This is a genomic window from Pasteurella sp. P03HT, from assembly GCF_054052285.1.
In genome coordinates, this window is the sequence record NZ_JBSIUM010000001.1 from 412,299 (window position 1) to 429,679 (window position 17,381).

The 17,381-nt window shown below is 40.8% G+C and carries 20 protein-coding genes; 12 read left to right on the forward strand and 8 right to left on the reverse strand.

Annotation, left to right across the window (positions count from 1 at the left end; genetic code table 11):
* The first annotated feature begins 57 nt into the window (after positions 1–57).
* From ubiE to ACWIT3_RS02045, 9 genes are all read left to right on the forward strand, one after another.
* Positions 58–858: a bifunctional demethylmenaquinone methyltransferase/2-methoxy-6-polyprenyl-1,4-benzoquinol methylase UbiE gene (ubiE, locus tag ACWIT3_RS02005; RefSeq protein ID WP_457161149.1), complete on the forward strand. Its 801-nt coding sequence runs from the start codon at positions 58–60 to the stop codon at positions 856–858.
* Positions 859–875: 17 nt separating this feature from the next.
* Positions 876–1,571 (forward strand): DUF4328 domain-containing protein, encoded by a 696-nt coding sequence (locus tag ACWIT3_RS02010; RefSeq protein WP_457161150.1) that lies wholly within the window; start codon positions 876–878, stop codon positions 1,569–1,571.
* Between the two features lie 5 nt (positions 1,572–1,576).
* Complete coding sequence (locus ACWIT3_RS02015; protein WP_457161151.1) at positions 1,577–2,227, forward strand: ubiquinone biosynthesis accessory factor UbiJ; 651 nt, start codon at positions 1,577–1,579, stop codon at positions 2,225–2,227.
* Between the two features lie 3 nt (positions 2,228–2,230).
* Positions 2,231–3,814 (forward strand): ubiquinone biosynthesis regulatory protein kinase UbiB, encoded by a 1,584-nt coding sequence (gene ubiB / locus ACWIT3_RS02020; RefSeq protein ID WP_457161152.1) that lies wholly within the window; start codon positions 2,231–2,233, stop codon positions 3,812–3,814.
* 107 nt (positions 3,815–3,921) lie between these two features.
* Entirely contained in the window at positions 3,922–4,149 is a 228-nt protein-coding gene (gene tatA / locus ACWIT3_RS02025) for a Sec-independent protein translocase subunit TatA (protein ID WP_046339644.1), read from the forward strand.
* Complete coding sequence (tatB, locus tag ACWIT3_RS02030; protein WP_457161153.1) at positions 4,149–4,733, forward strand: Sec-independent protein translocase protein TatB; 585 nt, start codon at positions 4,149–4,151, stop codon at positions 4,731–4,733. The genes tatA and tatB overlap by 1 nt, the downstream gene beginning before the upstream one ends.
* Positions 4,733–5,482, forward strand: a complete 750-nt coding sequence (gene tatC, locus ACWIT3_RS02035; protein WP_457161154.1) for a twin-arginine translocase subunit TatC — start codon at positions 4,733–4,735, stop codon at positions 5,480–5,482. The genes tatB and tatC overlap by 1 nt, the downstream gene beginning before the upstream one ends.
* Before the next feature lie 43 nt (positions 5,483–5,525).
* Complete coding sequence (gene hemB / locus ACWIT3_RS02040) at positions 5,526–6,548, forward strand: porphobilinogen synthase (protein ID WP_457161155.1); 1,023 nt, start codon at positions 5,526–5,528, stop codon at positions 6,546–6,548.
* A gap of 340 nt (positions 6,549–6,888) precedes the next feature.
* Positions 6,889–8,001: a hypothetical protein gene (locus ACWIT3_RS02045; protein WP_457161156.1), complete on the forward strand. Its 1,113-nt coding sequence runs from the start codon at positions 6,889–6,891 to the stop codon at positions 7,999–8,001.
* A 57-nt stretch (positions 8,002–8,058) separates the two neighbouring features.
* On the opposite strand, the gene cysK is transcribed toward ACWIT3_RS02045, so the two are convergent.
* Together cysK and cysZ are read right to left on the reverse strand one after the other, a co-directional pair.
* Positions 8,059–9,006, reverse strand: a complete 948-nt coding sequence (gene cysK / locus ACWIT3_RS02050) for a cysteine synthase A (protein ID WP_457161157.1) — start codon at positions 9,004–9,006, stop codon at positions 8,059–8,061.
* A gap of 113 nt (positions 9,007–9,119) precedes the next feature.
* Positions 9,120–9,935: a sulfate transporter CysZ gene (cysZ, locus tag ACWIT3_RS02055; protein WP_457161158.1), complete on the reverse strand. Its 816-nt coding sequence runs from the start codon at positions 9,933–9,935 to the stop codon at positions 9,120–9,122.
* Positions 9,936–10,105: 170 nt separating this feature from the next.
* On the opposite strand from cysZ, the gene zipA reads away from it, so the two are divergent.
* Positions 10,106–11,149: a cell division protein ZipA gene (gene zipA / locus ACWIT3_RS02060; RefSeq protein WP_457161159.1), complete on the forward strand. Its 1,044-nt coding sequence runs from the start codon at positions 10,106–10,108 to the stop codon at positions 11,147–11,149.
* A gap of 49 nt (positions 11,150–11,198) precedes the next feature.
* On the opposite strand, the gene plsY is transcribed toward zipA, so the two are convergent.
* On the reverse strand, positions 11,199–11,804 hold the full coding sequence (gene plsY / locus ACWIT3_RS02065) for a glycerol-3-phosphate 1-O-acyltransferase PlsY (protein WP_457161160.1): 606 nt from the start codon (positions 11,802–11,804) through the stop codon (positions 11,199–11,201).
* 104 nt (positions 11,805–11,908) lie between these two features.
* Here plsY and folB point away from each other — a divergent pair, with 104 nt between their 5' ends.
* Both folB and ACWIT3_RS02075 read left to right on the forward strand, forming a co-directional pair.
* Entirely contained in the window at positions 11,909–12,265 is a 357-nt protein-coding gene (folB, locus tag ACWIT3_RS02070; protein ID WP_457161161.1) for a dihydroneopterin aldolase, read from the forward strand.
* Entirely contained in the window at positions 12,262–13,164 is a 903-nt protein-coding gene (locus tag ACWIT3_RS02075) for a DMT family transporter (protein ID WP_457161162.1), read from the forward strand. The genes folB and ACWIT3_RS02075 overlap by 4 nt, the downstream gene beginning before the upstream one ends.
* Positions 13,165–13,196: 32 nt before the next feature.
* Here the strand turns inward: ACWIT3_RS02075 and ACWIT3_RS02080 are convergent, their stop codons facing one another.
* The 5 genes from ACWIT3_RS02080 to dapF all read right to left on the reverse strand — a co-directional run bounded on the left by ACWIT3_RS02080 (position 13,197) and on the right by dapF (position 17,252).
* Complete coding sequence (locus ACWIT3_RS02080; RefSeq protein ID WP_424409330.1) at positions 13,197–13,634, reverse strand: nuclear transport factor 2 family protein; 438 nt, start codon at positions 13,632–13,634, stop codon at positions 13,197–13,199.
* Between the two features lie 6 nt (positions 13,635–13,640).
* On the reverse strand, positions 13,641–14,354 hold the full coding sequence (locus ACWIT3_RS02085) for an HAD-IA family hydrolase (RefSeq protein ID WP_457161163.1): 714 nt from the start codon (positions 14,352–14,354) through the stop codon (positions 13,641–13,643).
* A gap of 9 nt (positions 14,355–14,363) precedes the next feature.
* Positions 14,364–15,251 carry a tyrosine recombinase XerC gene (gene xerC, locus ACWIT3_RS02090; RefSeq protein WP_457161164.1) on the reverse strand — a complete coding sequence of 296 codons (888 nt, stop codon included), beginning with the start codon at positions 15,249–15,251 and terminating at the stop codon, positions 14,364–14,366.
* Positions 15,252–15,274: 23 nt separating this feature from the next.
* Positions 15,275–15,964 (reverse strand): DUF484 family protein, encoded by a 690-nt coding sequence (locus ACWIT3_RS02095; protein WP_457161195.1) that lies wholly within the window; start codon positions 15,962–15,964, stop codon positions 15,275–15,277.
* Between the two features lie 463 nt (positions 15,965–16,427).
* On the reverse strand, positions 16,428–17,252 hold the full coding sequence (gene dapF, locus ACWIT3_RS02100) for a diaminopimelate epimerase (RefSeq protein ID WP_457161165.1): 825 nt from the start codon (positions 17,250–17,252) through the stop codon (positions 16,428–16,430).
* Positions 17,253–17,381: the final 129 nt, after the last annotated feature.

Sequence of the window (17,381 nt, forward strand, 5' to 3'; positions counted from 1 at the left end):
ACTTTATGCTTTTTTTTGTTATCCTTAACACAATTTTGAGCGTTATGGACAATCGTTATGACAAACCAACACAACCCAATCCCATCTCACGTGGAACAGATACACACCGCTCACGATGAGGAAACAACACACTTCGGTTTTAAAACCGTGGCAAAATCAGAAAAACAAAAAATGGTTGCCAATGTTTTTCACTCTGTCGCGAGTAAATATGACTTAATGAACGATCTATTGTCTTTTGGTATTCATCGTGTATGGAAGCGATTTACTATTGACTGCAGCGGTGTCCGCAAAGGACATAAAGTCCTCGATCTTGCTGGGGGAACTGGTGACTTTACGGCAAAATTCTCACGCATTGTGGGTGAAACAGGCGAAGTCATTCTTGCGGATATCAATGATTCGATGTTACAGGTTGGACGAGAAAAACTACGTAATCTAGGGGTCGTGGGCAACGTCAACTATGTACAAGCGAATGCTGAAGCCCTCCCTTTCCCTGATAATACCTTTGATTGTGTCATTATTAGTTTTGGTTTACGTAACGTCACGGACAAAGATAAAGCACTACGCTCGATGTTCCGCGTGTTAAAGCCAGGTGGACGCTTACTGGTTTTGGAGTTCTCCAAACCTATTTTAGACCCATTAAGTAAAATTTATCATTTTTACTCGTTCAATATCTTGCCAAAAATTGGTGAGGTCGTCGTGAATGATGGCGACAGTTACCGTTATTTAGCCGAGTCAATCCGAATGCATCCAGAACAGGATATTCTTAAACAAATGATGGTGGACGCAGGCTTTGAACAAGTGAATTACTATAATTTAAGTGCGGGTATTGTCGCATTACATCGAGGCTATAAATTCTAAACGTAACAGAGGATACGATGATGAATTATCAAGCAAAAAAACAGTCAACTTTCGTCTTGGTATTATTAGGACTCGATATTCTTATTCAAGCGGTACAAATAGGATTAAATATAACACTCAGCACGGCTATTGATGCCGCAACACAACAGAGCAACGATCAAACATTGCTCCGTCATGTTGAACAATTAGTCCAATTTAATCATATACTGTATTACACTAAAATCGTCAGTTTTTTTCTGTTAGGCATCGCGATGTTAAGTTGGATCTATCGTGCTCATCGTTTCGTGCATACTGTCGTCAATGCGACGAATATCAAATTTACGGATGCTGCCTGTATCGTCTATTTCTTTATCCCAATAGCGAATTTATTCATGCCTTATAAAGCGATGAAAGAAACTTGGCTAGCGAGTGAGCACCCTGACGCTTGGCGCAACCAGCCAACACCAGTGACCCTCGTTGTCTGGTGGATTCTTTGGTTGCTCTATATTAATCTTGCCCTCATGATTGTGCTAGTTTGGCACGAATATCACACTTTAACGCTCATTCAAGAAATGACCTTTATCACAACAACTGCCAGTGTGCTCTCACTCTTATTATCTGGCATCGTCTTACTCCTCGTGCTACAAATCGATGGAATACAAAATAAATACGTGACCCCAACGGCATCTGATTTTCCTAAATCTGCGCCCCAAAATTCTTTAGTGAGTAAGTAACTGATATGAAAAACCTATCTTTTTTCCAACAACTCATGCTCCCTCAACTACTCAACGGAGCATTAGAGGGAATCATCAACCACTTAATTCAGCACACCGATCATTGTGAGCCTTATTTACGTAAACTGAACAACAAAGTACTACACGTTAACGTTCAGAAACTCAATCTTCCACTGTATTTCATTTTTTCAACGCAACGCCTTGACTTACTAAGTCAATATGAGGGTGCACCTGATTGTGCCATTGAAATTGCCCCCAACTTATTGTTTCATTTGCCGAAAAAATCCCAATTAAGCCAATTTATTAATGACAAGTCGATTTTATTACAAGGCGACTTGCAAGTGTTACAAGATGTGGTAGCCCTTTTTGAATTCCTAGAAAGCGACCCTGCAGAATTGCTTTCGCGTTACATCGGCGATGTGCCTGCACAAAGTGCGGTCGATGTTTTACGAAAATTAACGCAAACGTTCAAACAACACCTGTCACAAAGCCAACAGTTTTGGGGAGAACGTTTAACGGAAGAATGGCAAGTCGTTTCACCGAGTTTAGCGATTGCTGATTTTTGTGAACAAGTCAATACGTTAGAAAAAGAGACGGCACGTTTAGAACAAAAAATTAACAGCCTGTGGGCCTACCGCTCCTCACATACGGAATAACGCATGCATTTAAACGATATTAAACACTTATATAAAATCATCAAAACGTTCCTCGTTTATGGCATCGATGAAGCTCTGCCAACAAATCGCTATACTCGCCCAATTCGTTGTTGGCGTAAAAGCTTATTTTGGCTACGTAATCAACATCATGACAAACCGTTTGGCTTACGATTACGTCTTGCTTTACAAGAACTCGGTCCCGTTTGGATCAAGCTAGGACAAATGCTCTCTACTCGCCGAGACTTGTTTCCTGCCGACATTGCAGATCAACTGGCCTTACTACAGGATCAGGTCGATGCGTTTGATGGCAACATCGCTCGTCAACAAATTGAACAAGCACTCGGTGCGCCGCTTGAGACGTGGTTTGAAAACTTTGATGATACCGCACTTGCCTCAGCATCGATTGCTCAAGTACATACCGCGAAATTCAAACAACATGGACCGCACTTAACGACACATTTAGCAGGCAAAGAGGTCGTACTCAAAGTGTTACGCCCTAATATTCAGCAAATGATCGACGCTGATCTGAGTTTAATGTACAAGGTGGCGAGCTGGATTCCGCGTTTAAACACAGAAGGACGTCGCTTACGCCCCGTCGAAGTGGTTCGCGAATACGAAAAAACATTACGAGATGAGCTGGATTTACGACGTGAAATGGCAAATGCGATCCAGTTGCGTGCTAATTTTGAAAACAGCCCGATGCTGTATATTCCTGAAATGTATCAACAATTTTGTCATAAAAATGTAATTGTGATGGAGCGGATTTACGGTATCCCCGTCTCCAACATTGCGGAATTAGAGGCCAATGGTACCAACATGAAATTACTTGCTGAACGTGGCGTACAAGTTTTCTTCACACAAGTATTTCGTGACAGTTTCTTCCATGCTGATATGCACCCTGGCAATATCTTTGTGAATCCTAATCATCCCGATGACCCACAATACATCGGTATTGACTGCGGTATCGTAGGACGTTTGAATGATCATGATAAACGCTATTTGGCAGAAAGTTTTGTTGCCTTTTTTAATCGAGATTATCGTCGTGTTGCAGAAATGCACGTTGAATCTGGCTGGACACCAAAAGATACGAATATTGATGATTTTGAACAAGCTTTCAGGGAAGTATGCGAACCGATTTTTGCAAAACCGTTATCCGAAATTTCTTTTGGTCATGTGCTATTAAATCTTTTCAATGTAGCGCGTGAATACAACATGGAAGTACAACCACAATTGGTTTTACTGCAAAAAACCTTACTGTATATTGAAGGACTTGGGAGACAATTGTATCCGCAACTGGATTTATGGGATACCGCGAAACCCTTCCTACAAAAATGGCTAGATGAGCAAATGGGGCTCAAAGCGTTTACTAAGTCAGTAAGACAAAAATTGCCTTATTGGCGTGAACATGTGATCGATTTGCCTACACACGTCATGGAAGCCCTAGCGCAGCAAAAAGTGATTGCACAAGAATTAGAAAAATTAAACCGCACATTTACCCACAAACCTCGACATCAGGGGTTAAAAGCGTTTCTGTTGGGATTCGCGTGTGGACTTGCCTGTTGGTTATTTTCAACCATGTTGAGCTGATCAAGCGCAACAAAATAGAAAATAATGTGAATTGGCTATTGTTCAAAACGGTTAAAAAAGCTATATTCACGAACGTTTATTTTTTAATAACAAAAGAAGGAAAAAATATGGGTGGCATCAGTATTTGGCAACTACTTATCATTGTTGCAATCGTCGTATTATTATTCGGAACAAAAAAATTAAGAACGTTAGGCTCCGATTTAGGTGAATCCGTAAAAGGCTTCAAAAAAGCGATGGCAGATGAACCGAAAGATGCTGAGTTTAAATCATTAAAAGATGAAACTGAAACAACAGCACAATCGACTGAAAAAGCAAAAGATAAAGAACAGGCATAATGTTTGATATTGGTTTTTCTGAATTATTTCTGATTTTAGTCATTGGACTAATTGTATTAGGACCTAAGCGTCTTCCTGTTGCAATTCGAACTGTCATGGGTTGGGTTGCAACGATTCGCGGTTTAGCCTCGAATGTACAAAATGAGTTAAAACAAGAGCTCAAATTACAAGAACTCCAAGAAAGCATTAAAAAAGCAGAAGAATTCAATTTAAAACAACTTTCGCCTGATTTATCTCAAACTGTCGAAGATCTCAAAGCGTCTGCTGAGAAAATCCGTACCGAGCTGGAACAAAAAGCAGCCGCAACGAATACGACAATTGAACAACAAATCAAAGAAATGAAAGCGGCTGCAGAGCCAACTACGCCTACATCAGAACCGTCAAATGAACAGCTTGCGGATCATGCCTTGCCTCATGAAACCACGGAACAAGCTGAGCTTTCTCCCGCTGATTTAGCAGAGCTTGCTGAAGAACAGGATGAAATGGCGCATATTCAACAATATTATACTGACGACTATGAGGCGGAACCTGTGCTTGCTCCAACGTTAGAACCTCAATCTAAAACTCAAGATAAGAAAGTATAATGAGTGTTGAAGAATCTCAACCCCTAATCAGTCACTTAATGGAATTACGTGATCGTTTATTACGTGCGATCATCTTTGTTGCCATTGTCTTTTGTGGATTAGTGTATTTTGCAAATGATATTTACAACTTTGTGGCCTCCCCCTTAATTAATGTGTTACCTTCAGGGGCAAGCATGATCGCCACAAATATTGCAACGCCCTTTTTTACACCAATCAAATTAACCGCGGTCGTTGCCGTCTTTTTATCTGTACCTTATTTGCTCTATCAAGTCTGGGCATTCGTCGCACCTGCCTTATATCAACATGAAAAACGCCTGATTTACCCACTGCTGTTTTCTAGTACTGTGCTGTTCTATCTCGGCGTCGCGTTTGCTTATTATGTAGTCTTCCCGTTAGTCTTTGGTTTTTTAACGAAAACTGCACCTACTGGCGTTGCCATTGCAACCGATATCAGTAGCTATTTAGACTTTGTTCTCACTATTTTCTTAGCTTTCGGTGTGTGTTTTGAAGTCCCTGTTGCGATTATCTTGCTCTGTTGGACTGGCGTAACGACCCCTGAAAGTTTAAAAGAAAAACGCCCTTACATTATTGTCGCCGCCTTTGTCATTGGCATGCTCCTCACGCCGCCTGATATTTTCTCCCAAACCTTATTAGCAATTCCAATGTGGTTCTTATTTGAATTAGGCGTTATCGTTGCGCGTTTTTATCGTCCAAAAGAGGACGGAGACAGTCAAGAAACAAATCAATAAAAGGGGCAACATTGCCCCTTTTGCTCATTAAAAAGGAACGAATATGACTCAACAAATTTTTACTGGTTTTCCACAACGTCGTTTACGCCGCATGCGTAAACACGACTTCAGTCGTCGTTTAATGGCAGAAAATACTTTGACTGCCGATGATCTGATCTATCCTGTATTTATTTTGGAAGGGGAAAACCTACGTGAGCCAGTCCCCTCCATGCCAGGCGTAGAACGTTTAACTATCGACCAATTGTTAATTGAAGCAGAATTATTGGTGAAATATGGCGTACCAGTTATCGCACTTTTCCCTGTTATCGATCAGTCTAAAAAATCATTGATGGCAGAGGAAGCTTATAATCCTGACGGTTTAGTACAACGGGCAATAAAAGCCCTAAAAGCGAAATTTCCACACCAATTGGGCATCTTAACGGATATTGCACTTGATCCTTATACGCTCCACGGTCAAGATGGCATCATCGATGAAACGGGTTATGTATTAAATGACCTCACAAGTGATATTTTAGTTAAACAAGCACTCTCACATGCACAGGCTGGCGCGGATATCGTTGCCCCAAGCGATATGATGGACGGTCGCATCGGCAAAATTCGTCTTGCCCTTGAACAGGCTGGATTTATCAATACGCTGATTATGGCTTATTCTGCCAAATATGCGTCAAATTACTATGGCCCATTCCGCGATGCTGTTGGCTCAGCCTCAAACTTAAAAGGTGGTGATAAAAAAACTTACCAACTTGATCCCGCAAATAGTGATGAGGGATTACAAGAAGTCGCGCTGGATTTACAAGAAGGTGCAGATATGGTGATGGTCAAACCCGGGATGCCCTATCTAGACTTAGTCTATCGAGTCAAAACGCATTTTGGAGTTCCGACTTTTGCCTATCAAGTTTCGGGCGAATATGCGATGCATCAAGCGGCTATTCAACATGGTTGGCTCAAAGAAAAAGAATGTATCCTCGAATCCTTATTGTGTTTTAAACGTGCAGGTGCCGACGGTATCTTAACTTACTATGCGAAACAAGTAGCAGAATGGCTTTATTTAGAAAAACAACAATAAAGCGTCCCTTAAATAATGTGCGGTTATTTCATAACAAAATCGACCGCACTTTTGTCACAATCTTGTCTCCAAACACCTTCTATAGCACTGCCCAATATCGTACTAGCAACAACTATCTCCCTCTTTTATCTTGTTTCCTTAATGCTAAACATTAAAAAAATCAAACACTTCGCTATTGAGATCCAGCCGCTTAAATCACATGCAACATCAGGTTAAATTAGAAGAAAATAAATCGGAAAAGCGAAAAATGAAAAGAAAATGGCTTCGAGGATAGGTAAAATAGCGTAACATCATCAAGGAATCGTGATGTGTTGTTTTACATTTTTAAAAGGATATTAACATGAAAAAATCAATCGTGAAGACCAGCCTTTTAATTGGGCTGTCGACTTTATTTACTGCCTGCGGTAGCAATCATACCCCAACGTCTCAACTCCAATCAGCGCCTCAAAGCAATCTACCGAATACACCGCCTAAAACGGAAAACTCAACAATACCACTACCAGAAGTATCAATGCCTCCTTCAGCACAAGAGAATTATGGAGAAGAGAGCAAACCTATCCCTCCTGAAGCCATGTCGGAAGTTAACAAAGAAGAAAACGCGTCAAATACTGATTTACCAAATAACAACTCGGTTACTCCCAATAATTCCTCAAGTAATGACTCAATGAATAATATTGTAAACCCTGAGCATATTGTCCCACCCAAAGCACTGCCACCAACGCCTATAAATGAAGAAACAAAAAAAGCAAAATGGGAAGGAGGTATTTGCCAAACTGATGACAGTTGCTATCCTAATTCAGAAAACCCAAATAAAATAACTATTGAATACCCTCAATCTCCTAATATGCAAAGTTCTACAATTTCACTCCATTTTGGTGATAATTCTCATCAAGGGGGAAATTATAAATTTACTTTATTAGGTGAAAATGGTTTGGGAGCAATTTATTTTGGATACCGTAATATTAACCATAAAAACCCCAATATACCGTCCCTTGAAATTATTCGAGGCAAGAACACTGATTTGAATAATGACAAAATTTTGCCTCACGGATACCAAGCAAAATATCAAAAATCCAATGGATTCCTTTATGCATTACTCTACTCTACTAATAATATCTCTAATATCAAATATGCAGATATCTCTTTGGAATACAAAAATGGCTCGCCATCTGGTCAAGTAACCAAAGTGAATGATTCTAACACGGTTTTATTCAATATAACCGATGGAGAAAAATACGATGGAGAAAGTGCAGATACATTAACATTTACAGCCACAGGAAAAGATCCAGTTATTCACGAAGGAGACAAAGCAAGGTTTTATGTTGATTTTATTGATTCAGTAAAAAAGAAAGGTGATCGCCAGTATATCCTTGGTTCAGGTTCTGGGCAGAGATGGATAGGTGCTTTTGGAGCAGAAAAACAAGACACCTCTACAACAACTTCAGGAAAATAACAACAAAGCCCAAGTTTTCAACTTGGGCTTTTTAATCATAAATTGAGCACAAACCGATTATGCGTCAATACCTTCAAACATCGCGGTACTTAAATAACGCTCGGAAGCAGAAGGCAAGATAACAACAATCAGTTTATCTGCAAATTCTGGCTGTTTTGCTAACCGATCTGCGACGGCAACAGCAGCACCAGAAGAAATCCCCCCCAGAATTCCTTCTTTAGCCATCAAACGACGAGCAGTTTCAATAGCCTCATCACTGGTAACCGTTTCAACACGATCGATTAATGTAAGATCTAAATTTTTTGGAATAAATCCTGCACCAATCCCCTGTATTTTATGTGGCGCAGGTTGAGCTGCTTCACCTGCTAAAGTTTGCGTGATCACGGGGGATTCCGCAGGTTCAACTGCTACAGCGGTAATTGCTTTACCTTGTTCTAATTTCAAGTAACGTGTTGTCCCCGTAATTGTACCTCCCGTACCCACCCCTGCAACTAACACATCCACTTTCCCTTCTGTATCACGCCAAATTTCTGGTCCTGTTGTTTGCTCGTGAATCGCTGGGTTAGCTGGATTTTCAAACTGTTTTAACATGACATAACGATGAGGATCAGAAGCAACAATTTCTTCCGCTTTCTCAATTGCCCCTTTCATGCCTTTCGCCCCCTCGGTCAAAACCAGATTGACACCTAAACCGCGCAATAAACGTTTACGTTCTGCACTCATGGTTTCAGGCATAGTGAGCGTAATGCGATAACCTCGTGCCGCCGCCACATAAGCTAACGCAATTCCCGTATTACCACTGGTTGCATCAACAATCTCTTTTTCTTTTGTCAGAATCCCGTCTTTTTCCGCTTGCCAAACCATGTTGGCACCAATACGGCATTTAACGCTAAAACTCGGATTTCGTCCTTCAATTTTTGCCACAATATTGCCGTGTCCAAAATGGTTAAGACGAACCAATGGGGTATTCCCTATTGAATAAGAATTATCTGCATAAATTGTCATAGTTGCTTTCCTTTCGTTCAATCCGTTGAAGATGACTGGTTAAAATAATTTATTTTTTAACATAACTGATCGAAGACCAAAAATAGCGATTTGCTATATTTTATAACAAAATACTATTTCACTATCGATGTTCCCACTGTGTGTAATGCCGTTCCTTTGTCAGTTTCCTCACGTTGTTTATTGAGTGCCAGTCTATCACGATAGTGTTCCACCCACATGGCTGTTGCGCCACATACGGCAACAGGAATCACGACAAGATTCACGAGTGGAATAAAAGTACACAGCATAACCAATCCGCCAAATGTCAAGCTTAACGTACGTTTATTTGCCAATTCTGTTTTCATCACAGGAAAAGGGACTTTATGATTATCGAACGGATAGTCACAATATTGAATTGCCATCATCCAAGCCGTAAATAATGTGGTGATTACAGGTATAATACTTTGCCCTAAAAATGGCACAAACCCGAGTAAAAATAGTGCAATTAATTTAGGTAGACTGTATAGCAATTTTTGCCATTCACGCCCTAACATACGTGGAATATCTTTTACAAAATCCCACGCACTGCCTTCAATTACGTTTTCACCCGTCAACATTTTTTCAACTTTTTCCGCCAGTAATCCATTGAATGGCGCGGCAATAAAACCAGAAAGTGCGGTAAAAATAAAATAGAAAAAGATCAAAATCATCAAAATGGAAAGCACTAATAAAATGGCACTTAACCAGCTCAACCATTCTGGAATATAGTTCATGACATAGTCAATCATGCGTTCAATTTGTGTCATAAAAAGCCAGAATAATCCACTTAATAACACGACATTAAGTAAAATAGGCATCACGACAAAACGACGCAACCCTTTTTGTTTAATCAGATGCCATCCCATCATGAAATAATGAAAGGCTTGTTTTAATTCAGATTGTTGTAACATTACCACTCCTGATAAATAAGCAAGATGGCTAGCATACAAAGTGTCTTAAAAAAAATCAATTTTTCACGTTTTTTCCACGTTAAGTTGCCCCAACAAATGTTCAACAAGCGTAAGAAAATATGATAAGCTTATGCCTGTTTTATCCTTTTAATAATGGCGAGGAATGGGTAATGGATTTGAATACAATTTTAATTATTTTAGGCATTATCGCTTTAGTAATCTTAGTCGTGCATGGACTGTGGGCAAATCGCCGCGAAAAATCACAATATTTTAAAAACGCCAATACCTTTACGCGTGATTCACGTTTAAAAGATCCCTCTTCGACGCCAGTCTCCTCAACATTAACCGAAGCAAACAGTGAAACACTTACCACGGATACCCTAGCTGGTGAAACCCAACCAACTGAGCCTGCACCAGAACAACACACTTTCACCTTCGAAGCTGAGCAACAACTGGCACAAGAACGTGCAAGTGTCGAACAGGCGGTAGAAAATATTAAAATTAGTTTGCCTAATGCCGATCAACCTCTCTATCAAGCAAGTGTTGAACCGCCTGCGAATCCAACGCCCTCACCCGCCTTCACAACACTCGCTGAAGCAGAGGTCTTTGCAACACAACATGATGGGATTGATACCCATTCCGACGAATTACGTCAACAGTTAGCAGAATTAGCGCAACAATCACCCTCTATCACACTCGCCTCGTTACGAGAAGAAAGTCGTTTGGCTGAAGAAGAAACCCGTTTAGCTGAACAAAGAAGCCGTGAGGTCCCTGCTGCGAAAGCGGAAGTCCACACAGAAGCTGACGCAACAGAATCACCCGCTTTTTTAATGATGTATGTCGTTGCACCAGAAAACTACCAGTTCCAAGGCGCTAAGTTAGCCAAAATTTTAGATGAATTAGGCTTTTTATTTGGCGAACACCACATTTATCATCGTCATGCGGATTTAAGTGTAAACAGTCCTGTGCTATTCAGTGTGGCTAACATTCAACAACCTGGTACATTTGATTACAACATGAATGATTTTTCTACTATTGGTATCGCGTTATTTATGCAGTTGCCATCCGAAGGCAATGATTTGATGAATTTACGCATGATGATTCGTGCGGCGAAGAGTATCGCAGAAGAACTAGAGGGCTTTGTCTTAACTGATAAACAAGAGATTTTCGATGAGCAAGCCGAGCAAGCCTATTTAGCAAAAGTGAAACACTGATAAAAATAGATACAAAAATACCGCACTCAATGCGGTATTTTTTTATGCTTCAATCTGATTTTTTCTTGAATTTGTCCCATACTTTATCTTCTTCTCCGCGCCATAAACGCTGAATGTTGTTGTGATGACGATAAATCAGCAAACAACACACTAATGCCACTGGGAACGTAAACTCAGGTTTAAACCACCAGACATAAAAAGGCACAACAATCGCCGTTAAAACCGCACTTAATGAGGAATAGCCTGAAACAAGAAACACAAGCAACCACGTGCCAAGCATAGTGCCTGCTACCCCCCAAGAGATTGGTGCGATCGCGCCAAACGCCGTTGCTACGCCTTTTCCCCCTTTAAAGTTAAAGAAAATCGGGAAAATGTGTCCCAAACAAGCGCCTAATGCCACCATACCTAATTCAAAATGAGTGAGCCCTAAGTAATAACCAAACCAAACTGGCAACATGCCTTTTAGCATATCGAACAACAGCACACTTAACGCGATCCAACGTCCACCAATTCGTAATACATTCGTTGCACCGGGATTATGCGACCCCGTCTGTCTTGGATCTGGCAATCCTGCTAAACGACATAACAGAATCGCACTTGAAATAGACCCTAATAAATAGGCAATCACCATATAAAAAATCGCGAAGAGGCTCATCAGTTCGTCCTTAGAGGTGGCAAAGAAGAAAAATATGTTCGTCTATTGTACATAAACTTGGTAGCATACGCCTACTATATTTTTCGATAAGAAGGAATAAATGAATGATTGATCACATTTTCATTGAAGAACTGACCGTTTTCGCTCAAATTGGAGTGTATGATTGGGAACAACAAATTAAACAAAAATTGGTGTTTGATATTGAAATGGCGTGGGATAGCCGCAAAGCTGCTGAAACCGATGATGTGCAATATTGTTTAAACTATGCGGAAGTCAGTGAATTTATTCTTGATTATGTTCAATCAAAACCCTTTTTACTCATTGAGCGAGTTGCTTATGAAGTAGCGGATCAATTACAACAGCGCTTTGGCATTCAAGCATTACGTTTAAAACTCAGCAAGCCAAGAGCGGTTGCACAAGCTAAAAATGTTGGCATTATCATTCAACGTGGTTCACTATGATACAAAAACAAGGTTACGGCTACTTTTGCTTAATTTTAGCCACATTGTTTTGGGGCGGAAATTACCTTTTTGGCAAAATGTTAAGCCATGACATCGCCCCGATTATTTTAAACTACTCGCGCTGGCTGCCCGCTGCGCTAATCTTATTGTTGCTTTTTGGCAAACGTACTCTCTCTTTTTTATCGACGATTCTTCAACATTGGGCAGTTCTGACTGCACTTGCATTATTAGGTGTGGTCATTTTCCCGGTGTTTCTCTATCAAGGATTACAAACGACAACCTCACTTAATGCCAGTATTTACCTCGCGGTTGTGCCGATTCTCGTCCTGTTACTCAATCGCGTAGTATTTGGCGATCCTATTAAACCAAGTGCGTTATTGGGGGCAATAATGAGTTTGATCGGTGTGCTTTGGCTATTAAGCCATGGTCAATTACATCGCTTATACCAACTGGAAATTAATCAAGGGGATCTTTGGGCAATTGGTTCGTCGATGAGTTGGGCAATTTATTGTTGTATTATTCGCTTTAAGCCTACGACCTTGCCAAATACCATCTTATTAACAGCACAAGTCGGCATTGCGGTATTCCTGTTTACGCCTATCTTTCTCTGGCAATACATCCAACTTGACCGCGATGTTTTCACAACACTGAATGCCACACATTATTGGATTATTGTTTACTTAATTATTGGTCCGTCTATTTTATCTTACGCGTTCTGGAATTATGGCATTTCGTTGGTGGGGGCAGAAAAAGGGGCAGCGTTTACCAATGCCACACCGTTGTTTGCGGCATTATTGGGTGTGTTAGTGTTAAATGAAACACTGGCTTTCTATCATATTATCAGTGCGGGGTTGATTATTGTGGGTTTATTCCTTTGTAATCGACGGGCACCTTCATAAAAAATCCCCTTTTCTTCTGATTGTGGTTTTCGTCAAAACCACTGCTTTTTTTCGGAACGGTAATGGGGATTGGCATCTTGTTCGTAAGGATCATAATGCTCAAGATGACAACCAAATTCCTGCACATAGTCAATTTGGTTATGCTCAGACCATTTAATTAACGACATACCATCAAAAGCTTCGCATCGACCATCATGCATGTGATCGCAAAAGCTCCACTGCACAATGGTTTGATTGTCTTTGTGAAAATAGTCTTTGATATCCCAACGCAAGACTTTGCCGCGGCGATTCCATTCCGTAAACCAATGTTTAAGGGTGGTACGATGGGTGTATTTCGGTCCCCAACTTTCAATGTAAGTCACTTCTGGTGTGAAGATCTGATCAATACCTAAATCTTGCTGTTGTAACCACATTTCAAACCATAAGCGGATCCGTTCTTCTCGTTGTTGCAGTAGGGTTTCTTCACTCATAAGCCATTACTCCAGCAACACTAACAACTGTTTCAAATCCGTAATTTCTAAGGTTGGCATGAGTGTAGCTTCAGGGAAATCACGTAAGGTTTTGCCTGATAAATTAATCCAGACCGCTTGGCAATTGGCTTGAAGCGCACCTTGTACATCTGTAATTAAATTATCCCCCACGTGTAAAATCTCTTGTGGTTGCACGCCGAATCGCTGCGCTGTTTGATGAAATAAATCTTGATGAGGTTTTGCTCTACCCTGTTCTCCACCACGCAATACTAAATCAAACTGAGACAAGCCAATACGTTGCGGCTCAACGTTGCCGTTAGTAATCGCCACTAGTGGATATTTTGCTTTTAACGCGTTCAGCACTTGCTGGCTTTGGTTTGGCACATCAATTTTGTGACGCCATTCTACAAATATGTCCATCACAGATTGCACAATTCGGGTAATGTCGACCGCACTTTTTTGATGATGCGCCAAAAGCTGTCGCATTCCCTCTATTCGCCATTCCACCACATTCTCACTCAACTGGGGATTGCGTTCCGCTACGCTATTTTTCCAATCACGCCAAATATCCGCAGTGAGATCATGGAGCTGGCTTTCTTGTTTTAATTGCGCAAGAAAGTGCTGCTCTGCTAAGCGGATCACTTCAGTATTATCATAAAGCGTATCGTCCAAATCAAAGCTGATCAGTTTAAAAGGCTGTAAAGTGCGGTAGAATTTCATGCCGTTTTCCTATTTTTTACGCTTCGCACGAGGGTGTGCTGCATCATACACTTCTGCTAAATGTTGAAAGTTTAAATGGGTATAAATTTGTGTGGTGGACACATTGCTATGCCCTAATAATTCTTGTACAGCACGCAGATCCGAACTCGCCTCCAGCATATGTGTGGCAAAAGAATGGCGTAATTTGTGCGGATTCAAATGGCTGTTTAACCCCTGTTTAATGCCCCAAACTTCAAGGCGTTTTTGAATGGCTCGATGGGTTAAACGGTTACCAAGTTGGCTAACAAACAGTGCCTCATCTTTAGGATTAAAAAGCAACCGCACTTTGAGCCACTGTTGAATGGCATTCGACGCATAACGCCCAAAAGGCACAATTCGCTCTTTGTTCCCTTTACCAATCACACGCACTTCACGCACGCGAGTATTGATACTGCTTAAGTTAAGGGCTTGTAATTCTGATAAACGCAAGCCCGAGCTATAAAGCAATTCCAAAATCGCTCGATCACGAATATCGATTGGCTCTTTGCTGTCATTCGATAACAACTTTTGTACTTGTTCCGCATCAATATTTTTAGGTAAATGACGACCTTGCTTTGGCGCTGAAATGCCCGTTGCAGCATTCACATTGAGCTCACCTTGTTGGACTAAATAAGATAAAAATTGCCGCAATGCTGATAAGCGCAAAGCCAGACTCTTTTCATGCAAACCGTCTTTTTTACTCTGCGCCAGTATAAAACGCACCACACTCGGTGTAATCGCTGACCAACTCGTGATACCATTTTCACCTAAAATCTCAACAATTCGCTTAAGCTGGCGTTGATAATTACTTAAAGTATGCGGGCTAACTTGGCGTTCAATGCGCAGATAATTCCAATATTTCTCAAGTTGTGTTTGCATGCTGATTGCGATCCTTTTGTGTATTACCGTTTAAAATTATCCACCCAACGCCCTAAATGCAATTCCACAATATCCACCAGATGTTTTAAAAATTCAGTATCTTGCCCATTATGAAAATGACGTTCATCACGCGCCGAAAACAATAAAAGTGCGGTCGGTTTTTGTGTCGTTTTTCCGCCTAACAAACAACAAGCCACTGAGCCGATCGGAAATTCCTCTGGCAAAAACAACATTGTTTTTTCTTTATGAGTCATTTGCCCGAGATAAATGCGACGTAAACCAAAACGTTCCAAACGCACGATCTCAAAGGCTTTACGATCTAACCATACCTCATCACTTAAACTGGTGCGTTTTTCCCACTCATCCGTAAACAATAAAATTTTGGCTTGTTGTAAGTCAAATCGCTTGACCCATTGATCCAGTTTCTGAATCCCCTCGGTAAGATTATGCGCTTGCGACAGCTGTTGCTGTAAAGGCAATAAGCCAAGGAAAATATCGCTATTTTGAATCGCCAGTTGCGTGAATTTTTCTAATTCTGCTTCAAGTTCTTTGATCCGATGACGTTGGCGTTCAAGTTGTAATTCAACGAGGGAAAGCGTATTTTTTTGCGAGCAATGAAGATTGATATGATCAAGAAGTTCTGGATGATCGAGAAAAAAATCTGGATGTTGCGTTAGGTAATCCGTTATTTGATCGTGGGTTAAGTTTTGCATCATGTTTACTTACTCGTTGTTTGATTTTCGCTTTGTAGAGCAACTTACTTTTCTTTGCTTGTGCAAAGCAAAGTAAGCAAAAGAAAGCACACCCCGACTAAGCTACTTATCCTCATTCTGCACTTATTTTCTTAACGGAAAGTTAGCTGTCTTCGCACAAGTGCTGCGCAGCCTAACTTTCCTAAAAATAAGTGCGGCATTCGGGTAGCTTACACGGGGCACCGTTATTAGAGCATTATTTAATTATGAAGGTAAAACTCACAAAGGGATTAGCATTACATTCCCATTAGTGTTGCCCGAAGGGAAAGGAAAATTTTAGCCAAGTTAGGCTGCGTAGCACTTGTGCGAAGACAGCTAACTTGGTGTTAAAAAATTTTACTTTCCCTGAGGAAATAGCAACACTTCTGGGTCGCTTTTCTTTTGGTTACTTTTCGTTGGCGAAACAAAGAAAAGTAACAGAAGACTATAATCTTATCACCCCATCATACACATGCGTTGCATCACCTGTCATAAACAATGGCTTACCTACTCCGTCCCATTCGATCGTTAAGCTTCCTCCAGGTAGATCAACTTGTACCTTGCTGTCTAACAAACCTTGCATAACGCCTACCGCAACGGCAGCACAAGCACCGCTACCACAGGCTTGAGTTTCGCCAGCGCCTCGTTCATAAACTCGTAATTTAATATGACTGCGATTAACGACTTGCATAAATCCCGCGTTTACTCGCTCAGGAAAACGTTCGTGGCGCTCAAGTAATGGACCTAACTGCTCAACATTGGCGTTTTGAATATCGTCCACTTGTACTACACAATGGGGATTCCCCATCGATACTACGCCGCACAAAACGGTTTGAATATCAGTGCGAAGAATATAGTTTTTCTCAAATTTATTCGCAGTAAATGGAATTTTTACGGGTTCCCAAATCGGCTCCCCCATATTAATTTTCACTTGTTCATCATCCAGTATCGTCAAAACCATTTTGCCCGTTTGTGTACTCACGGTAATGCTTTTTTTATCCGTTAAACCTTTTAAGGTAACGAAGCGAGCAAAGCAACGTGCACCATTGCCACATTGTGCGACTTCACTCCCATCGGCATTAAAAATTCGATAATGGAAATCCAGATCAGGATCGTAAGGTGGCTCAACAACTAACATTTGATCAAAGCCGATACCACGATGTCGATCGGCTAAACGTTTAATCGTATCTGGCGAAAAATATAAATTTTGCGTAATTGCATCAACTACAACAAAATCATTACCTAAACCGTGCATTTTGGAAAACTGCATTTCCTGTCCTTTATAAAAACGATGAATTGTTGGCATTATAACAGGCAGGGAAAATCAGTAAATCATCATCCTGTGATTGTCTTCGCAAAATGTGACAAAACTCCATCGGACTTTATTCGTTATAACCTA

Excerpts from the sequence above, each read along its gene's own strand:
- ubiE (WP_457161149.1), top strand. The coding sequence starts at position 58 with ATGACAAACCAACACAACCCAATCCCATCTCACGTGGAACAGATACAC.
- ACWIT3_RS02010 (WP_457161150.1), top strand. The coding sequence starts at position 876 with ATGATGAATTATCAAGCAAAAAAACAGTCAACTTTCGTCTTGGTATTA.
- ACWIT3_RS02015 (WP_457161151.1), top strand. The coding sequence starts at position 1,577 with ATGAAAAACCTATCTTTTTTCCAACAACTCATGCTCCCTCAACTACTC.
- ubiB (WP_457161152.1), top strand. The coding sequence starts at position 2,231 with ATGCATTTAAACGATATTAAACACTTATATAAAATCATCAAAACGTTC.
- tatA (WP_046339644.1), top strand. The coding sequence starts at position 3,922 with ATGGGTGGCATCAGTATTTGGCAACTACTTATCATTGTTGCAATCGTC.
- tatB (WP_457161153.1), top strand. The coding sequence starts at position 4,149 with ATGTTTGATATTGGTTTTTCTGAATTATTTCTGATTTTAGTCATTGGA.
- tatC (WP_457161154.1), top strand. The coding sequence starts at position 4,733 with ATGAGTGTTGAAGAATCTCAACCCCTAATCAGTCACTTAATGGAATTA.
- hemB (WP_457161155.1), top strand. The coding sequence starts at position 5,526 with ATGACTCAACAAATTTTTACTGGTTTTCCACAACGTCGTTTACGCCGC.
- ACWIT3_RS02045 (WP_457161156.1), top strand. The coding sequence starts at position 6,889 with ATGAAAAAATCAATCGTGAAGACCAGCCTTTTAATTGGGCTGTCGACT.
- cysK (WP_457161157.1), bottom strand. The coding sequence starts at position 9,006 with ATGACAATTTATGCAGATAATTCTTATTCAATAGGGAATACCCCATTG.
- cysZ (WP_457161158.1), bottom strand. The coding sequence starts at position 9,935 with ATGTTACAACAATCTGAATTAAAACAAGCCTTTCATTATTTCATGATG.
- zipA (WP_457161159.1), top strand. The coding sequence starts at position 10,106 with ATGGATTTGAATACAATTTTAATTATTTTAGGCATTATCGCTTTAGTA.
- plsY (WP_457161160.1), bottom strand. The coding sequence starts at position 11,804 with ATGAGCCTCTTCGCGATTTTTTATATGGTGATTGCCTATTTATTAGGG.
- folB (WP_457161161.1), top strand. The coding sequence starts at position 11,909 with ATGATTGATCACATTTTCATTGAAGAACTGACCGTTTTCGCTCAAATT.
- ACWIT3_RS02075 (WP_457161162.1), top strand. The coding sequence starts at position 12,262 with ATGATACAAAAACAAGGTTACGGCTACTTTTGCTTAATTTTAGCCACA.
- ACWIT3_RS02080 (WP_424409330.1), bottom strand. The coding sequence starts at position 13,634 with ATGAGTGAAGAAACCCTACTGCAACAACGAGAAGAACGGATCCGCTTA.
- ACWIT3_RS02085 (WP_457161163.1), bottom strand. The coding sequence starts at position 14,354 with ATGAAATTCTACCGCACTTTACAGCCTTTTAAACTGATCAGCTTTGAT.
- xerC (WP_457161164.1), bottom strand. The coding sequence starts at position 15,251 with ATGCAAACACAACTTGAGAAATATTGGAATTATCTGCGCATTGAACGC.
- ACWIT3_RS02095 (WP_457161195.1), bottom strand. The coding sequence starts at position 15,964 with ATGCAAAACTTAACCCACGATCAAATAACGGATTACCTAACGCAACAT.
- dapF (WP_457161165.1), bottom strand. The coding sequence starts at position 17,252 with ATGCAGTTTTCCAAAATGCACGGTTTAGGTAATGATTTTGTTGTAGTT.